Source organism: Brevundimonas sp. Leaf280 (assembly GCF_001422455.1).
In the GTDB taxonomy this organism is placed as follows: domain Bacteria; phylum Pseudomonadota; class Alphaproteobacteria; order Caulobacterales; family Caulobacteraceae; genus Brevundimonas.
The window spans coordinates 177,460-196,178 of record NZ_LMNC01000001.1 but is presented as its reverse complement, the minus strand read 5'-3'; the positions used below and the strand labels follow the sequence as shown (position 1 = coordinate 196,178).

Sequence of the window (18,719 nt, the reverse complement as noted above, 5' to 3'; positions counted from 1 at the left end):
TCGGTCGAGACGATGATGCAGCCCGACAGCAGCGGGGCGGCGATGGCGGTGGCGAGAGCGAGACGAAGCATTGGTGTGTTCCCCAGTTGAAGCTTGACCCTTTTGTGCCGCGCGGGCCGGGCGCGCACACGTGAATAATCGGAAAGCTGGGTGAACAATCGGAAAGGATCGGGGTTGAACGTGACCGCAACCGCCATAGCTACAGTCCCCCCTCTCCTGCCCCACGGATCGTCCTTCATGAGCCAGCTGTTCTCGCCCCGCGCCGTCGGCCCCCTGACGCTGAAGAACCGCGTCGCCATCGCGCCGATGTGCCAGTATTCGGCCATCGACGGCGTGCCTCAGCCCTGGCACGTGCAGCATCTGGGACGACTGGCGATCTCCGGCGCTGGACTGGTCATCGTCGAGGCGACGGGGGTCGAGGCGGCGGGACGGATCACGCCGGACGACACCGGCCTGTGGAACGACGCCCAGGAAGAGGCCTTCGCCCGGATCATCCGCGACATCCGCACCTACAGCGACACCCCGATCGGCATCCAACTGGCCCACGCCGGACGCAAGGCTTCGACCAGCGCGCCGTGGAAAGGTGGCGGCGCCCTGACGGCCGAAGACGGCGCGTGGGAAACCTTCAGCGCCTCGGCCGAACCGTTCAAGGATGACTGGCACACGCCGACCGCCATGACCCCGGCCGACATGGACCGCGTGGTCGCCGCCTTCGAGGACGCGGCGAGGCGGGCGGACCGGGCCGGGTTCGATCTGGTCGAACTGCACGCCGCCCACGGCTATCTGCTGACCCAGTTCCTGTCGCCGGTGTCCAACCACCGCACCGACGAGTTCGGCGGATCGTACGAGAACCGGGCGCGATTCCCGCTGCGGGTCGCCCAGGCCCTGCGCGACGCCTGGCCCCGGACCAAGGCGCTTGGCGTACGCTTCAACGGCTCGGACTGGGTCGAGGGCGGCATCGCCCTGGACGAGGTGACGGCCCTTGGTCAGGCGCTGCACGACATGGGCTACGACTATCTGCACCTGACGTCGGGCGGGAACGTCGCGCAGGCGCAAATCCCGGGCGGTGAGCCGGGCTATCAGCTGCGGTTCGCCCAGGCCGTGAAGGCGGCGACGCCTCAGGCCAATGTCATGGCCGTCGGCATGATCTTCGATCCGCAGCAGGCCGAGGACATCGTGGCGTCCGGTCAGGCGGACTTCATAGCCATTGCACGCGCGGCGCTGGACGACCCGCACTGGGCGCACCATGCAGCCGTAGCCCTGGGCGAGGACGAAGGCCTGCCGGTCCAGTATCGCGGCGCCGGCAAGGGCGTTTGGCCGGCATACGGCAAGGCCGACGTTTAAGGCCTGATCAGGCGGCCTTTTCCATCGACGGATCGACGGCCCATAGAACGCGTGCAGCGGCTTGAACCTCTGCATCGGCCGTCTTTTGCGGGCGGCCGAGCAGATAGCCCTGGACCTCGTCGCAGCCCTGGTCGCGCAGGAAGGCCAGCTGCTCCAGCGTCTCGACGCCCTCGGCCAGGACGGGGATATGCAGGCTCTCGCCCAGGGCCAGGACGGCGCGAATGATGGCGGCCGATTGAGGTCCGCCGTCCAGTTCGGACATGAAGGAGCGATCCAGCTTGATCTTGTCGAACGGGAAGGCGCGCAGGGTCGACAGCGACGAATAGCCGGTGCCGAAGTCGTCCATGGCGATCGAGACGCCCAGCAGCTTCAGCTGGCGCAGGACGTGGGTCGTGCGCTCCATGTCGGTGATCATGGCCGTCTCGGTGATCTCCAGCTCCAGCCGCGACGGCGACAGGCCGGTCTCGACCAAGACCTGATGCACCAGGCGCGGCAGGTCGATGTGGCCCAGTTGGACCGGCGACAGGTTGACGGCGATTTTGTGCGGTTCGGTCCAGCTGGCGGCCTCGGCGCAGGCGGTGCGCAGCACCCATTCGCCGATCGGCAGAATCAGGCCGTTCTCTTCGGCCAGAGGGATGAAGTCGGCCGGCGAGATGAATGTCCCATCCGGCTGGATCCAGCGCAGCAGGACCTCGTAACCCGTGATGTCGCCGGTATCGACGGCGGCCTGAAGCTGCCAGTTCAGGCTGAACTGGCCCTGATCCAGGGCCTCGCGCATCTGTTGGGCCATGCGACGTCGATTGCGGACCGCCTCGTCCATCTCCTCCTCGTAGAAGCAGACGTCGGTCCCTAGCGAGGCCTTGGCCCGGTACATGGCCAGGTCTGCGTCATTGATCAGGGCGGACGGGTCGTGGGCGTCGTCAGGCCAGATCGCGATGCCGGTGCTGAGACCGCAGGCGACCTCGGCATGGTCGAGCACGACCGGGGCGGTGACGGCGTCGCGCAGGCGCGCGACCAGATCCAGGGCGTCGTCCTTGTGCTGGATCGGCACGACGGCGACGAACTCGTCCCCGCCCAGGCGGGCGATGAACTCGTCGTGGCGCAGGCAGGCGCGCATCCGTTCGGCGATCTGGATCAGCAGCTGGTCGCCGGCGGCATGGCCGTGAACGTCGTTCACCTCCTTGAACCGGTCCAGATCCATGGCCAGCAGGGCCACCTTGTTCGGAACGGTCAGGTCGGCGGTCTGGCGCGTCAGCCATTCCAGGAAGGACGAGCGGTTGGGCAGGCCGGTCAGGCCGTCGTTGCGCGCCAGATGGGCGATGCGACGCTCCTGCGCCTGACGCATGCGCAGATCGCGCACGGCGTAGATCATGACGTGATCCATACCGCAGTCGCGGCGCACGGCGATCTCGACGGGGATGTCCGCCCCGCCTTCGGCGACCAGTTTGGACTGGCTCAGGCCGTTTACTGTCAGATCGGCAACGCCGGCGATCCAGCGCGACAGCGGCTCGCCGACCAAGGCCTGATGCTGGACGCCCGCCAGATCCGCGAAGGCGGCGTTGGCGGCCAGGATGACGCCGTCCTGTTCGACCACCATGCCATCGACGCTGCCCTCGATCAGGTGATCCAGGCGCGCCTTGGCCTGCAGACGGGACTGGACGTCCAGGGCGTGGCTGGCGACGCCGGTGCCCAGCATCATCAATCCGACGGCGGAGACGGCGAAGGCCAAGACCAGATTGGTGGATCCGACAGCGCCCATATCGACCAGCGCGCCGACCGGCACGATCGTCATGGCGGCCATGCCGGTGAAGTGCAGGGCCACGATGCCCAGGACCATCAGCACGACCGGGACGACCTTGCCGGACTGCCGGGCGCGATTGAACGCCAGGGCGCCCAAGACGACCGCCCCCGCAACTGAAGCGGCGACATAGGGGGCCGACCAGTGGATGACGGCGTCGGTCGCAAAGGCCGCCATGCCGGTATAGTGCATGGCCACCACGGTCAGGCCGAACAGCACGCCGCCGATCTCGGCCGAGGCCGGCATCCGGCGCGAGGCCACCCAGAGCGCCAGCGCGCTGCCGGCGATGGCGACGCCCAGGGACAGGCCGGTCAGCACGGGGCCATAGCTGATGGTGACGCCGGGCTCATAGGCGATCATCGCCACGAAATGGGTGCACCAGATCGTCGCCCCGGTCGCCACCGCGCCCATGAAGGCCCAGGCCAGACGCGTGCCCTTTTCGGCGGCGCGCAGGCGGCGATACAGGCGGAAGGTGATGATCGAACCGATCAGGCACAGGCCGGCGGCCAACGCGACGAGCCAAAGATTGTGGTCGTCGGTCAGGCAGGTGAAGAAGCGCATGAAGCTACAGACCTTGGGGGGACGGTCTGTCGTCGTAACGGACGTTGCTTAATCAGACGCGCTCGAACAGGCTTAACGAAACGCTACAGCCGTTTTCAGGAGCGAGGCATCTGATAGGGGTTGTTGACGCTGACGGGCGAGCCGGGCGTCAGGCCCAGTTCCTCGAACGACCACTTCAGCTCGACGCCCTGGACCAAGTCCTGCTTGCACTTGTCCTCGTCGATGCGGCGCAGGGTGATGACGGCGCTGCCGCCCTGCAGGCTGACGATCGGGATCAGGTCTTCCTTGGCCGTGCAGCCGTTCGAACTGACCCAGAAGACGGCCTGGTCCTTGGTGAAAGCGGCGGCGTGGATCGGCTCCAGCGCGCCGGGCATGCCCGCGGTGGAGACGGTGGGCTCGCCGCGGCTGGCGCAGGCGGCCAGGCCCGCCGATGCGGCGGCGATCAAAGCCAAGCGTTTCATGATGGAGTCGCGCAACTGACGACCTCCCCTGCCTCAAAGCCTGAACCGGCCGAGAATGCGCCTGTTCGCCCTTGGAGGGAACAGGATAAAAAACGAAAGGCCCCGGACGAATCCGAGGCCCTCCAAACTCAAATCCAGAAGCGGCTCAAGTAGGCCGAAGGCCGATAGCCGCTCTGAAGAAAACTCCGCTTACGAAGCGTAGTATTCGACGACCAGGTTCGGTTCCATCTTCACGGCGTACGGCACGTCCGACAGTTCCGGCACGCGGACGTAGCGAACCGAGAACGAGCGGTCCGACAGTTCCAGGTAATCCGGCACGTCGCGTTCCGACGACTGCTGGGCTTCGAGCACCAGAGCCATGTTGCGCGACTTTTCCTTCACGGTGACGACGTCTTCCGGCTTCACGCGGTAGGAGGCGATGTCGACCTTCTTGCCGTTGACCAGGACGTGGCCGTGGCTGACGAACTGGCGGGCGGCCCAGACGGTCGGGACGAATTTGGCGCGGTAGACGATGGCGTCCAGGCGCGATTCCAGCAGACCGATCAGGTTTTCCGAGGTGTTGCCCTTGCGACGGGCGGCCTCGTCATAGGTCTTGGCGAACTGCTTCTCGGTGATGTTGCCGTAGTAGCCCTTCAGCTTCTGCTTGGCCTTCAGTTGCAGACCGAAGTCCGAAACCTTGGACTTGCGACGCTGGCCGTGCTGGCCGGGACCGTAAGAACGCTTGTTGACCGGCGACTTGGCGCGGCCCCACAGGTTCTCACCCATGGCCCGGTCGATCTTGTACTTGGCGCTGTGGCGCTTGGACATTCTATTCTCTTTTCGACGATACGGCCCGGCATCCCCTGGATTGGGAATGCGATCTCAACGGCGGTCCACGCATCTTCCGTCATTCATCCCGGCCCCGCCGAAGCGGACCCGTGGAAGGCGGCGCTTATGGCCAGCGAGGGCGGCGGAGTCAAGCACAGCGGGCCGTTAAGCACGATGGAATGGAACGATCGCGTCGCCGCACCCTTCCTTCGATGCAACCAATCCACGCATGAGGACAAGGAGGAGTGGAATGCAGCCTGAACCCAAAAGCTTTCAGACCGGCCTGTCCGACGAGGCCATGCAGACGCTGAAGACGCAGCTGGTCGACCTGGTCGAGCCTTTGAGCGACCACCAACTGCTCGATCTCGCCGACGGCATCCACGAGATGCTGCGACAGCGCCGAATGGTTCGCCAGCACCATGCCGAGCGCATGAACGAACGCACCCGGCATGGCGTGGATCTTCGCATCTAGTCCGTCGCAGCCTAATCCTTTGCGGCCCTAATCCTTTGCGGCCCTAATCCTTTGCGGATTGGGCCTCGGAGATGAACATGGCGCGGCCCTCGCGGGTCGCGACCTTGCCCAGGCCCGGGAATGGGAAGTGATAGGCGTAGATGTGGGCGCCGGAGTTGCGCAGCGCCGTCACCTCGTCCAGCCGCGCCTTCAGGCCTGCCGCTTGATCGTCGTCATAGCCGACCTTCCAGTCCGGATGTTCGACCGACAGGATCCAATGATGCATCAGGTCGCCGGTGTAGAGCAGCTGGTTCTGGCCGTCGGCGATCAGATAGGCGACGTGGCCCGGCGTATGGCCGGCCGTGTCCTGGGACTGGACGCCCGGCGCGACCTCGCCGCCCGGCTCGAAGGCCTGGACCTTGGGGGTGATGATCCGCACCAGATCGGCCAGTTCGGGATTGGCGCGGACAGACGCCCATTCCGCCTGCGACATGCGGATCGCCGCATTGGGGAAGGCCAGTCCGCCGTTGCGGATCAGGCCGCCGACGTGGTCCGGGTGGCCGTGCGAGATCAGCGCGTCGGTGATCGAGCTCGGGTCGACACCCGCCTTTTGCAGGCTGTCCATCAACTGGCCCTTGCCCTCGCCCAGGCCCGTGTCGAACAGCATCGTGCGGGCGCCGTTCCTGACCAGAAGCGGATGGATTTCCAGCATGATCGGATCAGCCGGCTGTCCGGCGGCGGTCAGCGGCGCGGCGACCGCCGGCGGCGTCAGGCCGACGCCGAAGGTCTGGTTGTCGTTCTTGACCGGGTTCTCGCCGTCGAACAGGGCGATGGCGTCCAGCGCGCCGATCTTGAAGCGATAGACCGGCTTCTCGGCTGGGGCCGCGACGGTCTGGGTGGGGTTGGGCGGCGCGGGATCGCCGGGCTTCTGCGCGTTCTCTTGAGGGTTACAGGCCGCCAGCATCAGGACCGCCAAAGCAGCCCCCGTCATCATCATCCGCATCGCTTCGATCTCCGTTTGCGATGACGCAATCGAAAACGCCCGCCGGAGGTTCCGGCGGGCGTCGTCATCTCTCGATCTCTGGGCTGGACCGGCCTTATTTGGCGGCGGCGTAGAGTTCGTTGACCTTGTTCCAGTTCACCACCGTCCAGAACGACTTCAGATAGTCGGCGCGGCGGTTCTGGTATTTCAGATAGTAGGCGTGCTCCCACACATCGGCGCCCAGGATGACCTCGCCGCGCTCGTCCACGACGTCCATCAGCGGATTGTCCTGGTTCGGGGTCGAGGTGATCTTCAGCTTGCCGTTCTGCACGATCAGCCAAGCCCAGCCCGAACCGAACTGCGCGGCGCCGGCGGCGTTGAAGTCTTCCTTGAACTTGTCCATGCCGCCCAGATCGGCGTCGATGGCGGCCTTCAGCTCGGCCGAGGGCTCACCCGCCTGATCGGCCGGGGCCAGCAGTTCCCAGAACAGGCTGTGGTTCCAGTGACCGCCGCCGTTGTTGCGCACGGCCTTGGGCGCGGTGGAGATGCTGGTGAAGATTTCCTCCAGCGACTTGCCCTTCAGGTTTTCGTCGGCGTCGACGGCCTTGTTCAGGTTGTCGACATAGGTCTGGTGGTGCTTGTCGTGGTGGAAGGTCATCGTCTCCTTGTCGATGGCCGGCTCCAGCGCGTCATAGGCGTAGGGCAGCGGGGGCAGGGTGAAGGCCATGGGAGGTTCCTCTCGCGACAAGTTTCCGATGCGCCTCATCTAGGCGCCCGTTCATGAAACCCAAGCGACAGAGCCTGGATTTGTTCCGACTTATCGACCCGTAACGGTCAAGCTGGCAAGTTCGCCTTCAGGCAATCGCGAACAGCGCGCTTCACATCGCCCGGCGCATTGGGCTCGTCCACGCCCTCGGCCGCAAAGACGGCGCGCACGGCGGCGTCCAGCCCCTTGGGCAGCGCCTCGATCACCCGCTTCTGCCCCTTGGCGTGCAGGCAATAGCCCACCTCGCGGCACAGGGCGGAAAACATGGGTTCGTAGGGATCAGAAGCGCTCATGTCGGCCCTGTAGCATCAGGGGAGCAGACGCGACAGCCAGTGCATAAGGTTCAGGACGAACTGTTGATCGTCATGACCGGCCGTATTCAGCCCCATGCGAACAGGCTCGCTATCCGCCTGGTCAGGAAAGCGCACGATCTGGGCCGTGAGCATCCCCGCCTCTCCCAGCACGACCGCCCGCCCCGCGCCAAGGCGCAAAGCCAGACCTTGGGCGGATAAGGCGGGCCGCGACAGCTCGGCAAGGACGACGGCTGGATCTTGGCCAGTCCGAAGCCGCGTTCGGATCGTTTGCAAGGCTCCGAGATCAGGAGCCTCTCGCGCATCTGCGCTCATTGCAAGCAACACGGTTGCGTCGGCCGGCCCCGACAGCGACTGCCCGGTGAAGCTCTTGACGACCGTCAAGCGCTCGCTTTGGTCGCGGCCTTCGATGATCGGATGATCCGCGAGCGCCGGGCGCGGAAAGAGCAGATTGGCCGTAACGTCGCCGCCCACGGGCTGGAAGGCGTAACCCGTGCCCATCGCCACCCCGAACTTGGCAGCCAGGGCTTCGGCGGCGGAACCATGGGGCGCGTGATCGGCGGCCAGAAGCAACGCACCGCCCTGCTCCACCCATCGGCGGATCGCCTCGATCTCGTCGTCGTCGAAAGCCGAGGCGCGCGAGCCGTCCGCCGGTCGCGCCGGATTGGCGATGACCAACACCACCACGCCATCAAGCGCGCCGGGCGCATCGAGACGCCCCCGACTGGCTTCGATCCGATATCCATCAGCCCGCATCAACGCGGCGAAGGCGGCATAACGACCTTCGATCGTCTGCTCGCTGCCGTGGCCCTGATCGACAAGCACGACAGGCCCATCCGTCACATAGGCGGGCGACGCCACCTTTGGTCGCCAATCCAGATCGCCGACCTGCTCCTGTGCCAAGGCTGGGCCCGCCAGCAGCAGCACTGCGACAGCGATCCAAACCCGGCGTCCCATTTGGCGCCTAGACTTTCAAACGTTCGGCGTGAAAGGCGACGTGGTCGGCGATGAAGCTGGCCATGAAGAAGTAGGAGTGGTCGTAGCCCGGCTGCATCCGCAGGGTGATCTTCTGGCCGGCGGCGTCGGCGGCGGCTTGGAGCAGCTCGGGCTTCAGCTGCTCGGCCAGGAAGCTGTCGGCGTCGCCTTGGTCGATCAGGATGTCGTCATAGACGCCGCGCGCCGCGCCGGCGGTGATCAGCTTGGCGGCGTCGTAGCGGTCCCACGTCGCACGGTCGTCGCCCAGATAGGCGGTGAAGGCCTTTTCGCCCCAGGCGCATCGTGTGGGCGAGCAGATCGGCGCGAAGGCGGAGACCGAACGAAACAGGTCGGGGTGGTTCAGCGCCAGCGTCAGGGCGCCGTGGCCGCCCATCGAATGGCCGCTGATCGAGCGGACGCCCGTGGTCGCAAACTCGGCGTCGATCAGGGCGATCAGTTCCTCGGTGACATAGGTCTCCATGCGGAAATGCGGCGCCCAGGGCGCCTGCGTCGCATCCAGATAGAAGCCCGCGCCCTGGCCCAGGTCATAGGCGGGATCGTCGGCGACGCCCTCTCCGCGCGGGCTGGTGTCGGGCGCCACGATGATGACGCCGTGTTCGGCGGCGGCCTGGTAGGCCCCCGCCTTGGTGGTGAAATTATCCTCGGTGCAGGTCAGGCCCGACAGCCAGATCAGCACCGGGAAAGGCCCCTCGCCCGCCGGCGTGAAGACCGACAGCGTCATCGGCGTGCCGGTCGCTGTGCTGTCGTGCTTCAGATAGCGCAGGGTTCCGCCGTGGACGGCGTGGGTCTTGATGGTCTGCAAGGTCATGACATCTGGCTAGTGCAACCTGCCGATGTCCGCAATGCGCGAAGCTCGTGATAGGGTCGGCGCGCGACCGACCATGAGGACAGCCGATGATCACCGTCACCGCCTTCAAATGGGTTCCGCCCTTCGCCGCCGGACAAGTTCGGGATCACCGCGTGCGATGGATCCTGAACGAGGCGGGCTGGGCCTACGAAATTCGGTTGCTGGATGCAGTCGACCAGAAGTCGGCGGAACACCGCGCGCTTCAACCCTTTGGTCAGGTGCCGACGCTGGAAGAAGACGGCCGCCCGCCGATGTTCGAAAGCGGTGCCATCGTCTGGGACATCGCTGAACGGGCGGGAGTGTTAATCCCACCCGATCCGGTGAAGCGAGCGCAGGTTCTGACCTGGTATTTCGCCGCCTTGAACAGTGTCGAAGGCGCGCTGAACAATGTCGCCGAGGCTGAGTTCTTCCTGCCTGACGAAGCGGCCAAGGCGGTGCGGCGGGCGCAGGTTCTGCCTTTCGCCGAAAAGCGATTGTCCGCGCTTCAACTCGCGCTGGGCGACCGGCGGTGGCTGGTCGGCGAAACGTTCACGGTCGCCGACCTGATGATGAGTTCGGTGCTGAAAATCGCCGCGTCTCTGGACCTGCTCAAAGCCTATCCGGCGCTACAGGCCTATTTCGACCGCTGCCTGAACCGCCCGGCCTATCGGAAGGCCGTCGCGGACCAGTGTGCGACCATCGCCGCCCATGGTCCGCGCGACATGCGATACCGCGAGGCCCAAGCCGCCGGCTGACGCCTTCAGCCCTGCCTGTGCATGGCGCAGATCTTGTTGCCGGACGGATCGCGCAGATAGGCCAGGATCATGGGGCCGAAGGGGCCCTTGCGTTCGCCGGGCGGGTCCTCGATGGCGCGACCGCCGGCCGCGACGCCCGCGTCATGGAAGGCCTGGACCATCTCGGCCGTCTTGGCGTGAAAGCCGATGGTGCCGCCGTTGGCGTGGCAGGCCGGCTCGCCGTCGATCGGCGCGCCGATCGCAAAGGCGCCCATGCGGGTGCGCCACCAGTAGCGCCCCTTGGGATCCGGCCCTTGGCCCGGCTCGATGCCCAGGGCGCCAAGCGCGGCGTCGTAGAACCGGCGCGACGCCTCGATGTCGTTGGCGCCGACGGTGACGTGGGTGAACATGGTCAGACCTCCCTCTCTCGGTCCGTTTTCTTAAACAACGAACCTGGCGACGCGCAAGGCGTCAGAACACCACGACCGAGCGGATGCTCTTGCCCTCGTGCATTAGGTCGAAGGCCTTGTTGATGTCGTCCAGGGCGAAGGTGTGGGTAATCATCGGGTCGATCTCGATCTTGCCGTCCATGTACCAGTCGACGATCTTGGGCGTGTCGGTGCGGCCGCGCGCACCGCCGAAGGCCGATCCGCGCCAGACGCGACCGGTGACCAGCTGGAACGGGCGGGTGGCGATCTCCTTGCCGGATTCGGCGACGCCGATGACGACGCTCTCGCCCCAGCCGCGGTGGCAGGCCTCAAGCGCCTGGCGCATGACGACGGTGTTGCCGGTGCAGTCGAAGGTGTAGTCCGCGCCGCCGTCGGTCAGCTGGACCAGATGGGCCACGACGTCGGAAACCTCCTTCGGATTGACGAAATGGGTCATGCCGAAGCGACGGCCCCATTCTTCCTTGTCGCCGTTGATATCCACGCCGACGATCATGTCGGCCCCGACCATCTTCAACCCCTGGATGACGTTCAGGCCGATGCCGCCCAGGCCGAAGACGACGCAGTTGGCGCCGGGCTCGACCTTGGCCGTGTTGACCACGGCGCCGACGCCGGTGGTCACGCCGCAACCGACGTAGCAGGCCTTGTCGAAGGGCGCGTCCTTGCGGATCTTGGCCACCGCGATCTCGGGCAGGACGGTGTAGTTCGAGAAGGTCGAGCAGCCCATATAGTGGGCGATCGCCTGACCCTTATAGCTGAAGCGGCTGGTGCCGTCGGGCATGACGCCCTTGCCCTGGGTGCCGCGAATGGCGGTGCACAGGTTGGTCTTGCGCGACAGGCACGACTTACACTGGCGGCATTCCGGCGTGTACAGCGGGATGACGTGATCGCCGACCGCGACCGAGGTCACGCCCGGCCCCACCTCGACCACCACGCCCGCGCCCTCGTGGCCCAGGATCGAGGGGAAGACGCCCTCGGAGTCCAGCCCGTCCAGCGTATAGGCGTCGGTGTGGCAGATGCCGGTGGCCTTGATCTCGATCAGCACCTCGCCCGCGCGGGGCCCCTCCAGATCGACCTCGACGATCTCCAACGGACGTTTGGCCTCGAAGGCGACGGCGGCGCGGGTTTTCATGGCGGAGGCTCCTGAACGATTCCCTCCTCTTCTAGGGCAGGCGCAGGATGGTATGAAGCCGTCATGTCACACACAAACCTCGTCGTCCTGACCGGGGCCGGGATATCGGCCGAGAGCGGCGTGCCGACCTTTCGGGCGTCGGACGGGCTGTGGTGCGGGCATCGGGTCGAGGATGTGGCGACGCCCGAAGGCTATGCGGTCGATCCGGCGCTGGTGCAGGACTTCTATAATCAGCGGCGGCGACAGTTGGCCGAGGTGCGGCCCAATGCGGCGCACCGGGCGCTGGCGGACTTGGCGACACGGTGGGAAGGCGACTTCCTGCTTGTGACGCAGAACGTCGATGATCTGCACGACCGGGCGCATGAAGAGACGCCGCCAGCCGCCGGGTTTGAGTTGATCCATATGCACGGCGAACTGCTAAAAGGCCGCTGCACCCGGTCGGGCGTGGTGATGGACTGGGCCGGGGACATGGCGGCGGACGAAGCCTCGCCGCATCATCCCGAAGGCGTCATGCGGCCGCACATCGTCTGGTTCGGGGAGATGCCGCTTCAGATGGAGCGGATCGAGCGGGCGCTGGAGGCCTGCGACCTGTTCGTGTCCATCGGCACGTCGGGCGCGGTCTATCCGGCAGCGGGGTTCGTGCAGGCGGCGCGGTATGCCGGAGCGCGGACGGTGGAGATCAATCTGGAGCCCACGTCGGGGGCGCGCCTGTTCGACGAAGGCGTTTACGGGCCGGCGACGCAGGCCGTGCCGGCCTTCTTCAGCACGCTGTAGAAACGAAAACGGCGGCCGCTGCGAAGGCGGCCGCCGTTCCGGCGTTTGAGGTCGAGGCGGCTTAGGCCAGGACGACGATGGTTACGCGGCGGTTCTGCGAACGGCCCTCGGGCGTGTCGTTCGAGGCCACCGGCTGTTCCTGGCCATAGGAGATGGTGGCCATGCGGTTCAGGGCGACGCCCTGGCGGTTCAGGAAGCGACGCACGGCCTCGGCGCGTTGCTCGCCCAGCTGGTCGTTATGCTCGGGCGTGCCGGTCGAGTCGGTGTAGCCCTGGATTTCCAGATAGACGTTCTTGTTCTCGCCCTGCAGACGCTGGGCGAACTGGGCCAGGCGCTGCTCGGCCTCGGGCGACAGGGCCGCCGCGTCGGTGGGGAATTTCACGGAATCGTCCGACAGCACGACCTGATAGAGGAACTTGCCCTCGGCCAGTTTGTGCGCGTCGTTGGCGCGTTGCAGGGCCTGGCCTGCGGTGCCTTCGACGGTGGTCACGCGGTTGTCGACGACTTCGACCTGATCACGCACGAAACGATGGCTGGCGCAGCCGCTGGCCGCAAAGCCGAGGGCGATGAGGGCGCCGCCGACGACCGCCGTCCTGAGTTTCGATCTGCTCAAGTTCTGTCTCCTTCTTGCCGGGAGCGCCACACCCAGTTCATGCGCAAGATGAAAATGGCGTATGAGACAAGGCGGAGTAATGACGCGCTTTGGGCGGCATCATGTCAGCTTGACTATAAGAAAACGGAATATTCGCGTTATTCTTGCACGAGGATGGAACCATCGCTCCAGTGAAGACGTTGCGCCGCCGACGGCTGATGCCGGAGGGCGGACACGCTCATCTATCGCCGCCCTGCGCCGTCGCGCGGTTGTAGTCACGACGACGCCACTTTCCTGACGCGACCGAATGTTTTCAACGGGGCCTGTCGGTTTTTTACAGGCGTTTTGTCCCGATGACCATGCGGCGGCGTGTTCAACTCCCATCACGGATCGGCGATTGAGCGCGGCGCGCACACGGCGCTGGGTGCTGGCGGCGACGCCGATCCTGGCCGCGCATCTGGGGCTGGCGCTGCTGATGCACGGCCAGGCGGAGCCGATCGTCGAGGTGCCGCAGACGCCGCCGATGATGGTCGAACTGGTCGAGCCGCCCCCGCGGCCTCCGCCGCCGCCCGCGCGCGTGATCGCGCCCGATCTCTCGCCAAAGCCCGACGCGCCGGCCGCCGCCGCCCAGGCGGCTGCGCCGCCCAAGCCCGCGCCCCAGCGGCGACCGTCGGCCGTGGCGGCGGCGCGACCGCGATTGGTGGTGAGCAAACGCCCGCCCGACGTCGAACCCCTGCCTGCCGCGCCCGCCCCGCCGGGTCCGCCCCTGCCCCTGCTGGGCGCGACCCAGATCGCCGGCGCCATGACGGTCGGCGCAGGTCCGGGCGGCGGCGGCGGAACGGGCGTCGGCGGCTCGGGCGGCTCGGGCGGGACTGGCGCCGGTTCAGGCTCGGGCGGAGGATCGTGCGACATGGTGCGCTGGGTTCAGGACGCGGTGCGCGACGACCAGGCCGTGCGCCGCGCCGTCATCGCCGCGTCCCAGGACATGGATGCGAACGGACGCGCCATCCTGGTCTGGAACGGCGACTGGCTGCAAAGCCGCAACCAGGCGGGCAAGGGTCTGGCGGGCGTGCGCCAGGCCATCGCCCTGGAAGTCGCCTTCGCCCCGGCCGAGTGCAAGAGCCAGCGCATGACGGGCCTGGCCGTGCTGAAGCTGGAAGACCGCCCCGGCGGCGCGCAGCTCGCGTTGGGCAAGGGCAGCTGGCGCTGGTCGGACCTGCTGGGCGCGGGCTGACGCGCCATCGTCGATTCAGACGGTCGCATCGGAAAAACACCGTCTAATTCGTCTGATCTCGGCCTCCCCGACCGTGCGATGCATCCGCTGCGGGCGAACCGAGACAGGATCGCACGGCCTGAGGGCGCGGGCAGGAAGATGACGCTGACGCGAGACAAAAGTTTGAAATGTCTGCGATTGTGTCTCTCAGTTCAGCTGGCTAGGCCCTCGGGCCGAATAGAATGAGCCCGGCGCCGACCAGGCAGACAAGGCCGCCCAGGATGTCCCAGCGATCCGGCGGGGTCTTCTCGACCAGCGCCATCCAGATCAGGGAGGCGCAGATATAGACGCCGCCGTAGGCCGCGAAGGCGCGGCCCGCCGCGTCGCTGGGGACCAGGGTCAGGAGCCAGGCGAAGGCGATCAGGCAGGCGACGCCGGGCGCCAGCCACAGGGGTGAACGATCCAGCTTCAGCCAGGCCCAGAAAGCGAAACAGCCGCCGATCTCCGCCAGGGCCGCCAGCGGATAGATCAGCCAGGCTTTCACTTGGGCATGTCCGTCTTGGCCTTCGCCGCGCGTTCGGCCGCCAGCTTGGCCAGCACGCGGCCGCGGCCGCGCGACAGGGCGTGGATGGCGCCGCGCATGGTGGCGACCTCTTGTTCGGAGAAGGCGGCGCGGCCCAGCATGACGCGCAGGTTCTGGCTCATCGAGCGCTTCTTCTCGGGCGGATAGAAGAAGCCGCCGTTTTCCAGCTCTTCCTCCAGATGCTCGTACATGCCGACCAGCAGGTCGTTCGACGCCGGCGGTTCGCTGTCGCGAAAGCGCGGCGGCGGGGCATCCAGGATCAGCGTGCGCCATTCATAGGCGTTGATCGCCACGGCCTGAGCCAAGTTCAGCGAGTGGTGCTTCGGGTCGATCGGAATGGTGACGATGCCGGCGCACAGGGCGATGTCGGTCGTCTCCAGCCCGGCGCGCTCGCCGCCGAACAAGAGGCCCGTCTTCAGGCCGGAGGCGGTGTCGTCATAGAGGACGCGACTGGCCTCGCGCGGCGTGCGCACGGGCTGGCGCGTCTCGCGCGGGCGGGCGGTGGTGGCGAAGACGGTGTTCAGGTCGGCGATGGCCTCGGCGACACTGTCGAACACCCGCACCCCGTCCAAGACCCAGTCGGCGCCCGAGGCCGTGGCCCAGGCCCGCTCCTGGGGCCAGCCGTCGCGGGGGCTGACCAGGCGCAGGTCCGACAGGCCGAAGTTGGCCATCACCCGCGCCACGGCGCCGATGTTCTCGGCCATCTGCGACTTGTCGAGGATGACGGCGGGAGGAGGAAGGTCGGACATGGGCGCTGCTTAACGCCTCAGCCCACGCGCGGAAAGCACCCCCTCTTCTTTCGTCATCCTCCGGCAAGTCGCTTGCGGCGCAGACCGGGGGACCCAGCGGCGCCGAAGGCGATGCGTCCGACGCACGATGCATGAGATCGAGCCCGCGACAGGTTCGCGCTTACGCGCGCCGCTAGGTCTCCCGATCTCGCTACGCTCGTCGGAGGATGACGAAAGTAGGGGCCTTAGTCCTCGCCCACCATGGCGATCCAGGGGTCGGCGGTTCCGGCCTCGACCTCGGCGACCTTGACGGCGGGCCAGCCGATGGAGGCGCTGCCCGAGGCGGTCCAGGCGGAGACGATGAAGTCGCGCAGTTCACCGGCGCCCGCCGCCAGACGTTCGTTGACGAAGGCCGCGCCGCGCGGATCGGCGTCACGGAAGCCGCCGGCCTTTTCCAGACGATAGAATGGGATCACCGTGCCCAGGGTCGTGGTCAGATAGGAGACCGTGCGCGCCTTGACGTCGAAACCGTCCAGTTTGGCGGCGGGCATGGCGGCCTCCACGGCATCCAGTCGGGCGACGCGGTTGGTGAACTCGCCCTCGAACACGGCGTGGGTCTGGCGCGAGTTGGTGAAGCCTTCCGGGTTCGGGAAGTCGCCCCAGCCGTTGTAGTGAATGCTGGTGTGATGGGGTTGCGAACCGTCGCCGACGTAGTGGCCCATGACGCCGATGTCGCGCAGGATCAGGGCCTCGCGGCGGATGCGGTCGGCGCGATACCAGGCCTGACGCTCCATATTGGTCTCGCGCTGCTCGGCGGCGTTCAGCACGCGCCAATAGGCGAAGTCGCGGCCCAGCTGCTGCCAGGCGTCCATCATGGCGTAGGGCAGATAGCCGGCGTCGTTGACGTCCAGACCGGCCTTGGTCAGGGCGGCGTCATATTCGGACTTAAGGCGCGGCAGATCGTTGAGGCTCATGCCGCGCTGGTCGTAGACGCGACCCTGGTCGTCCAGATCGACGAAGTGGGCGGTGTCGCGCTCGCGGTCGTGCGGCTGGCCGGCGCCCTTCCAGCGGTCGGGCTCGCGCGCCAGTTCGCCCACGTCTGCGATGGCGGCGGGGGTGCGCAGGAAGGCCGGAAGTTCGTCCGGCAGGGCCCGCATCGCCGCCACGCCGATCAGGCGGTGGCCGGTGTTGCCCCAGGCCGTGACGGTGACGGCCGGCGCGGCGACCGCAATGAGGGCCAGGGCGGCGATGGCGAGACGTTTCATGAGGCGACCTCGGAAAGACGGGAAGGCCTCGCTCTAGCGCATCGTCACGCCCGCCTCCACCCGCCTCAGACGTCGGCCGTTTCGCGGGGCGACGGCGGCCCCTGTTCGTCCTCGTTCAGCAGACGGCCTTCGCGGCGCGGCTTGATGTAGGGGGCGGGCTGGGGCGTCGGCATATTGCCGCGCATCAGCTGGCGGCCGGCCTTGAGCCCGCCGGTCAGCTGCAGGTCCAGCCGGGCCTCGTCGCGACGGCGCACGTCGCCGATGGTCTCGGCCGCCTCATGCTCGTCCAGCCCCAGTTCGACCAGCGCGCGCTCGCCGAACTTGAGCGCCGACTCAAAGGTCTCTCGGATCTGATAGTCCACCCCGGCCTGGATCAGGCGCATCGAATGCCCTCGGTCGAAGGCGCGGGCCATGATCCGGGTGGTCGGGAACTCCGACTTGACCAGTTCGACGATGCGGTCGGCAGCCTCGGGCTTATCGACGCAGACCAGGACCATCTCGGCCTCCTCCGCGCCTGACGCGCGCAGGGTGTGCAGCTGGGTGCCGTCGCCGTAATAGACCTTGAACCCGAACTGGGAGGCGGCCTGGATCATCTCCACGTCGTTCTCGATGATCGACACATCGACGTCGCGGGCCAGCAGGGGTTGGGACACGACCTGGGCGAAACGGCCGAAGCCGATGATCAGCACCTGGCCGCGCAGGTCCTTAGCGAAATCCACGCCCTCGGCGCTTTCGGCGTCCTGGACCGGCTTGGGCGACAGACGCGCGATCAGCAGCGAGGTCAGGGGCGTCAGGGCCATCGACAGGATGACCACCGCCGACATCATCGCCCCGATGCGGGCGTCGAACAGGCCGGCGGCGACGGCGGCGCCGTACAGGACGAAGGCGAACTCGCCGCCTTGCGCGAACAGGCCGGCGCGCTCGACCGCCTCGTGGTGGGTGGCCTTGAACAGGCGCGCGACGGCATAGATGCCCACGCCCTTGACCAGCATGAAGGCGACGACCCCGCCCAGCACCAGACGCCAGTCGGCGACGACCACCGACACGTCCAGCGACATGCCGACGCTGAGGAAGAACAGGCCCAGCAGGATGGCGCGGAACGGCTCGACGTCCGCCTCCAGCTGATGGCGGAAGGTGGACTCCGACAGCAGGACCCCGGCCAGGAAGGCGCCCATGGCCATGGACAGGCCGCCCAGCGACATGGCCCAGGCGGCGCCGACCACGACCAGCAGTGCGGCGGCCGTCATCACCTCGCGCCCGCCGTATTGGGCCAGCAGGCGGAAGACCGGATTGACCAGATATTTGCCGGCCAGCAGCACCCCGCCGACCGCCGCGACCGCGAAGCCGACGGTCTGCCACAGGGGCGGCGCCTGTTCGTTGGCCACGCCCAGCACCGAGGCCAGGACGGCGACGATGGCCAGGAGCGGCACGATGGCCAGGTCTTCGAGCAGCAGGATGGAGACCGCGCGCTGGCCCGGCCCGCCCGCGATTTCGCCACGCTCTTCCAGCATCTGCATGATGACGGCGGTGGACGACAGGACAAAGCCCATGGCGCCGACGAAGGCGACAGGTGCTGAGAAGCCCGCCAGCATGGCCGTCAGGGTCAGGATCAGGCCGCAGAACAGCACCTGGGCCGCGCCGAGGCCGAAGATTTCCTTGCGCAGTCCCCACAGACGTTTGGGCCGCATCTCCAGCCCGATGATGAACAGGAAGATGACCACGCCGAACTCGGCGACGTGCAGGATGGTCTCGGGCTCGCGGAACAGCTTCAGACCGAAGGGACCGATGGCGAGGCCCGCCGCCAGATAGCCCAGCACCGATCCCAGGCCGATGCGTTTGAACACCGGCACGGCGAGCACGCCCGCGGCCAGCAGAGCGGCCGCCGCGCCCAGATCCAGTCCCGTCGTCGCCTCAGCCATCGCATTCCCCCAAGCTTGGCCTCTATTGTG

General features: G+C 67.0%; 20 protein-coding genes. 5 read left to right on the top strand and 15 right to left on the bottom strand.

What is annotated here, in order from left to right:
- Positions 1-237: 237 nt before the first annotated feature.
- A complete protein-coding gene (locus ASF31_RS00960; protein ID WP_055752902.1) occupies positions 238-1,344 on the top strand; it encodes an NADH:flavin oxidoreductase/NADH oxidase in 1,107 nt (368 codons plus the stop codon).
- A 7-nt stretch (positions 1,345-1,351) separates the two neighbouring features.
- Here the strand turns inward: ASF31_RS00960 and ASF31_RS00955 are convergent, their stop codons facing one another.
- The 3 genes from ASF31_RS00955 to rpsD all read right to left on the bottom strand — a co-directional run bounded on the left by ASF31_RS00955 (position 1,352) and on the right by rpsD (position 4,971).
- Positions 1,352-3,703 (bottom strand): bifunctional diguanylate cyclase/phosphodiesterase, encoded by a 2,352-nt coding sequence (locus ASF31_RS00955; RefSeq protein WP_055752901.1) that lies wholly within the window; start codon positions 3,701-3,703, stop codon positions 1,352-1,354.
- A gap of 95 nt (positions 3,704-3,798) precedes the next feature.
- Positions 3,799-4,179, bottom strand: coding sequence for a hypothetical protein (locus ASF31_RS00950; protein WP_082464942.1), 381 nt, complete (start codon positions 4,177-4,179; stop codon positions 3,799-3,801).
- 174 nt (positions 4,180-4,353) lie between these two features.
- Positions 4,354-4,971, bottom strand: a complete 618-nt coding sequence (rpsD, locus tag ASF31_RS00945) for a 30S ribosomal protein S4 (RefSeq protein ID WP_055752900.1) — start codon at positions 4,969-4,971, stop codon at positions 4,354-4,356.
- Between the two features lie 250 nt (positions 4,972-5,221).
- Here rpsD and ASF31_RS00940 point away from each other — a divergent pair, with 250 nt between their 5' ends.
- A complete protein-coding gene (locus ASF31_RS00940; protein WP_055752899.1) occupies positions 5,222-5,443 on the top strand; it encodes a hypothetical protein in 222 nt (73 codons plus the stop codon).
- A 43-nt stretch (positions 5,444-5,486) separates the two neighbouring features.
- Here the strand turns inward: ASF31_RS00940 and ASF31_RS00935 are convergent, their stop codons facing one another.
- From ASF31_RS00935 to fghA, 5 genes are all read right to left on the bottom strand, one after another.
- Positions 5,487-6,425, bottom strand: coding sequence for an MBL fold metallo-hydrolase (locus ASF31_RS00935; RefSeq protein ID WP_055752898.1), 939 nt, complete (start codon positions 6,423-6,425; stop codon positions 5,487-5,489).
- Between the two features lie 94 nt (positions 6,426-6,519).
- Positions 6,520-7,131 carry a superoxide dismutase gene (locus tag ASF31_RS00930; protein ID WP_017504687.1) on the bottom strand — a complete coding sequence of 204 codons (612 nt, stop codon included), beginning with the start codon at positions 7,129-7,131 and terminating at the stop codon, positions 6,520-6,522.
- A gap of 107 nt (positions 7,132-7,238) precedes the next feature.
- Positions 7,239-7,463 (bottom strand): hypothetical protein, encoded by a 225-nt coding sequence (locus ASF31_RS00925; RefSeq protein ID WP_039244260.1) that lies wholly within the window; start codon positions 7,461-7,463, stop codon positions 7,239-7,241.
- 15 nt (positions 7,464-7,478) lie between these two features.
- On the bottom strand, positions 7,479-8,438 hold the full coding sequence (locus ASF31_RS00920) for a DUF4350 domain-containing protein (RefSeq protein ID WP_055752897.1): 960 nt from the start codon (positions 8,436-8,438) through the stop codon (positions 7,479-7,481).
- 7 nt (positions 8,439-8,445) lie between these two features.
- Positions 8,446-9,285, bottom strand: coding sequence for an S-formylglutathione hydrolase (gene fghA / locus ASF31_RS00915; protein WP_055752896.1), 840 nt, complete (start codon positions 9,283-9,285; stop codon positions 8,446-8,448).
- 86 nt (positions 9,286-9,371) lie between these two features.
- Between fghA and ASF31_RS00910 the strand changes: the two genes are divergently transcribed.
- Positions 9,372-10,058 (top strand): glutathione S-transferase family protein, encoded by a 687-nt coding sequence (locus ASF31_RS00910; protein ID WP_055752895.1) that lies wholly within the window; start codon positions 9,372-9,374, stop codon positions 10,056-10,058.
- Positions 10,059-10,063: 5 nt separating this feature from the next.
- Here ASF31_RS00910 and ASF31_RS00905 read toward each other — a convergent pair whose 3' ends face one another.
- On the bottom strand, positions 10,064-10,447 hold the full coding sequence (locus tag ASF31_RS00905) for a VOC family protein (RefSeq protein WP_055752894.1): 384 nt from the start codon (positions 10,445-10,447) through the stop codon (positions 10,064-10,066).
- 61 nt (positions 10,448-10,508) lie between these two features.
- The gene (locus tag ASF31_RS00900) at positions 10,509-11,615 is read right to left on the bottom strand and encodes an S-(hydroxymethyl)glutathione dehydrogenase/class III alcohol dehydrogenase (RefSeq protein ID WP_055752893.1); all 1,107 of its coding nucleotides are present in this window, start codon (positions 11,613-11,615) and stop codon (positions 10,509-10,511) included.
- A gap of 63 nt (positions 11,616-11,678) precedes the next feature.
- On the opposite strand from ASF31_RS00900, the gene ASF31_RS00895 reads away from it, so the two are divergent.
- Positions 11,679-12,389 (top strand): NAD-dependent deacylase, encoded by a 711-nt coding sequence (locus tag ASF31_RS00895; protein WP_055752892.1) that lies wholly within the window; start codon positions 11,679-11,681, stop codon positions 12,387-12,389.
- 61 nt (positions 12,390-12,450) lie between these two features.
- On the opposite strand, the gene ASF31_RS00890 is transcribed toward ASF31_RS00895, so the two are convergent.
- On the bottom strand, positions 12,451-13,002 hold the full coding sequence (locus ASF31_RS00890) for an OmpA family protein (protein WP_039244254.1): 552 nt from the start codon (positions 13,000-13,002) through the stop codon (positions 12,451-12,453).
- Between the two features lie 376 nt (positions 13,003-13,378).
- Here ASF31_RS00890 and ASF31_RS00885 point away from each other — a divergent pair, with 376 nt between their 5' ends.
- On the top strand, positions 13,379-14,215 hold the full coding sequence (locus tag ASF31_RS00885; protein ID WP_156355812.1) for a hypothetical protein: 837 nt from the start codon (positions 13,379-13,381) through the stop codon (positions 14,213-14,215).
- Positions 14,216-14,414: 199 nt separating this feature from the next.
- On the opposite strand, the gene ASF31_RS00880 is transcribed toward ASF31_RS00885, so the two are convergent.
- The 4 genes from ASF31_RS00880 to ASF31_RS00865 all read right to left on the bottom strand — a co-directional run bounded on the left by ASF31_RS00880 (position 14,415) and on the right by ASF31_RS00865 (position 18,689).
- Positions 14,415-14,738 (bottom strand): YnfA family protein, encoded by a 324-nt coding sequence (locus ASF31_RS00880; protein ID WP_055752890.1) that lies wholly within the window; start codon positions 14,736-14,738, stop codon positions 14,415-14,417.
- Positions 14,735-15,526: an RNA methyltransferase gene (locus tag ASF31_RS00875; RefSeq protein WP_055752889.1), complete on the bottom strand. Its 792-nt coding sequence runs from the start codon at positions 15,524-15,526 to the stop codon at positions 14,735-14,737. Before ASF31_RS00875 ends, ASF31_RS00880 begins: the two co-directional genes overlap by 4 nt.
- Positions 15,527-15,750: 224 nt before the next feature.
- Positions 15,751-16,770, bottom strand: coding sequence for a hypothetical protein (locus ASF31_RS00870; RefSeq protein ID WP_055752888.1), 1,020 nt, complete (start codon positions 16,768-16,770; stop codon positions 15,751-15,753).
- Positions 16,771-16,835: 65 nt separating this feature from the next.
- A complete protein-coding gene (locus ASF31_RS00865; protein WP_055752887.1) occupies positions 16,836-18,689 on the bottom strand; it encodes a monovalent cation:proton antiporter-2 (CPA2) family protein in 1,854 nt (617 codons plus the stop codon).
- Positions 18,690-18,719: the final 30 nt, after the last annotated feature.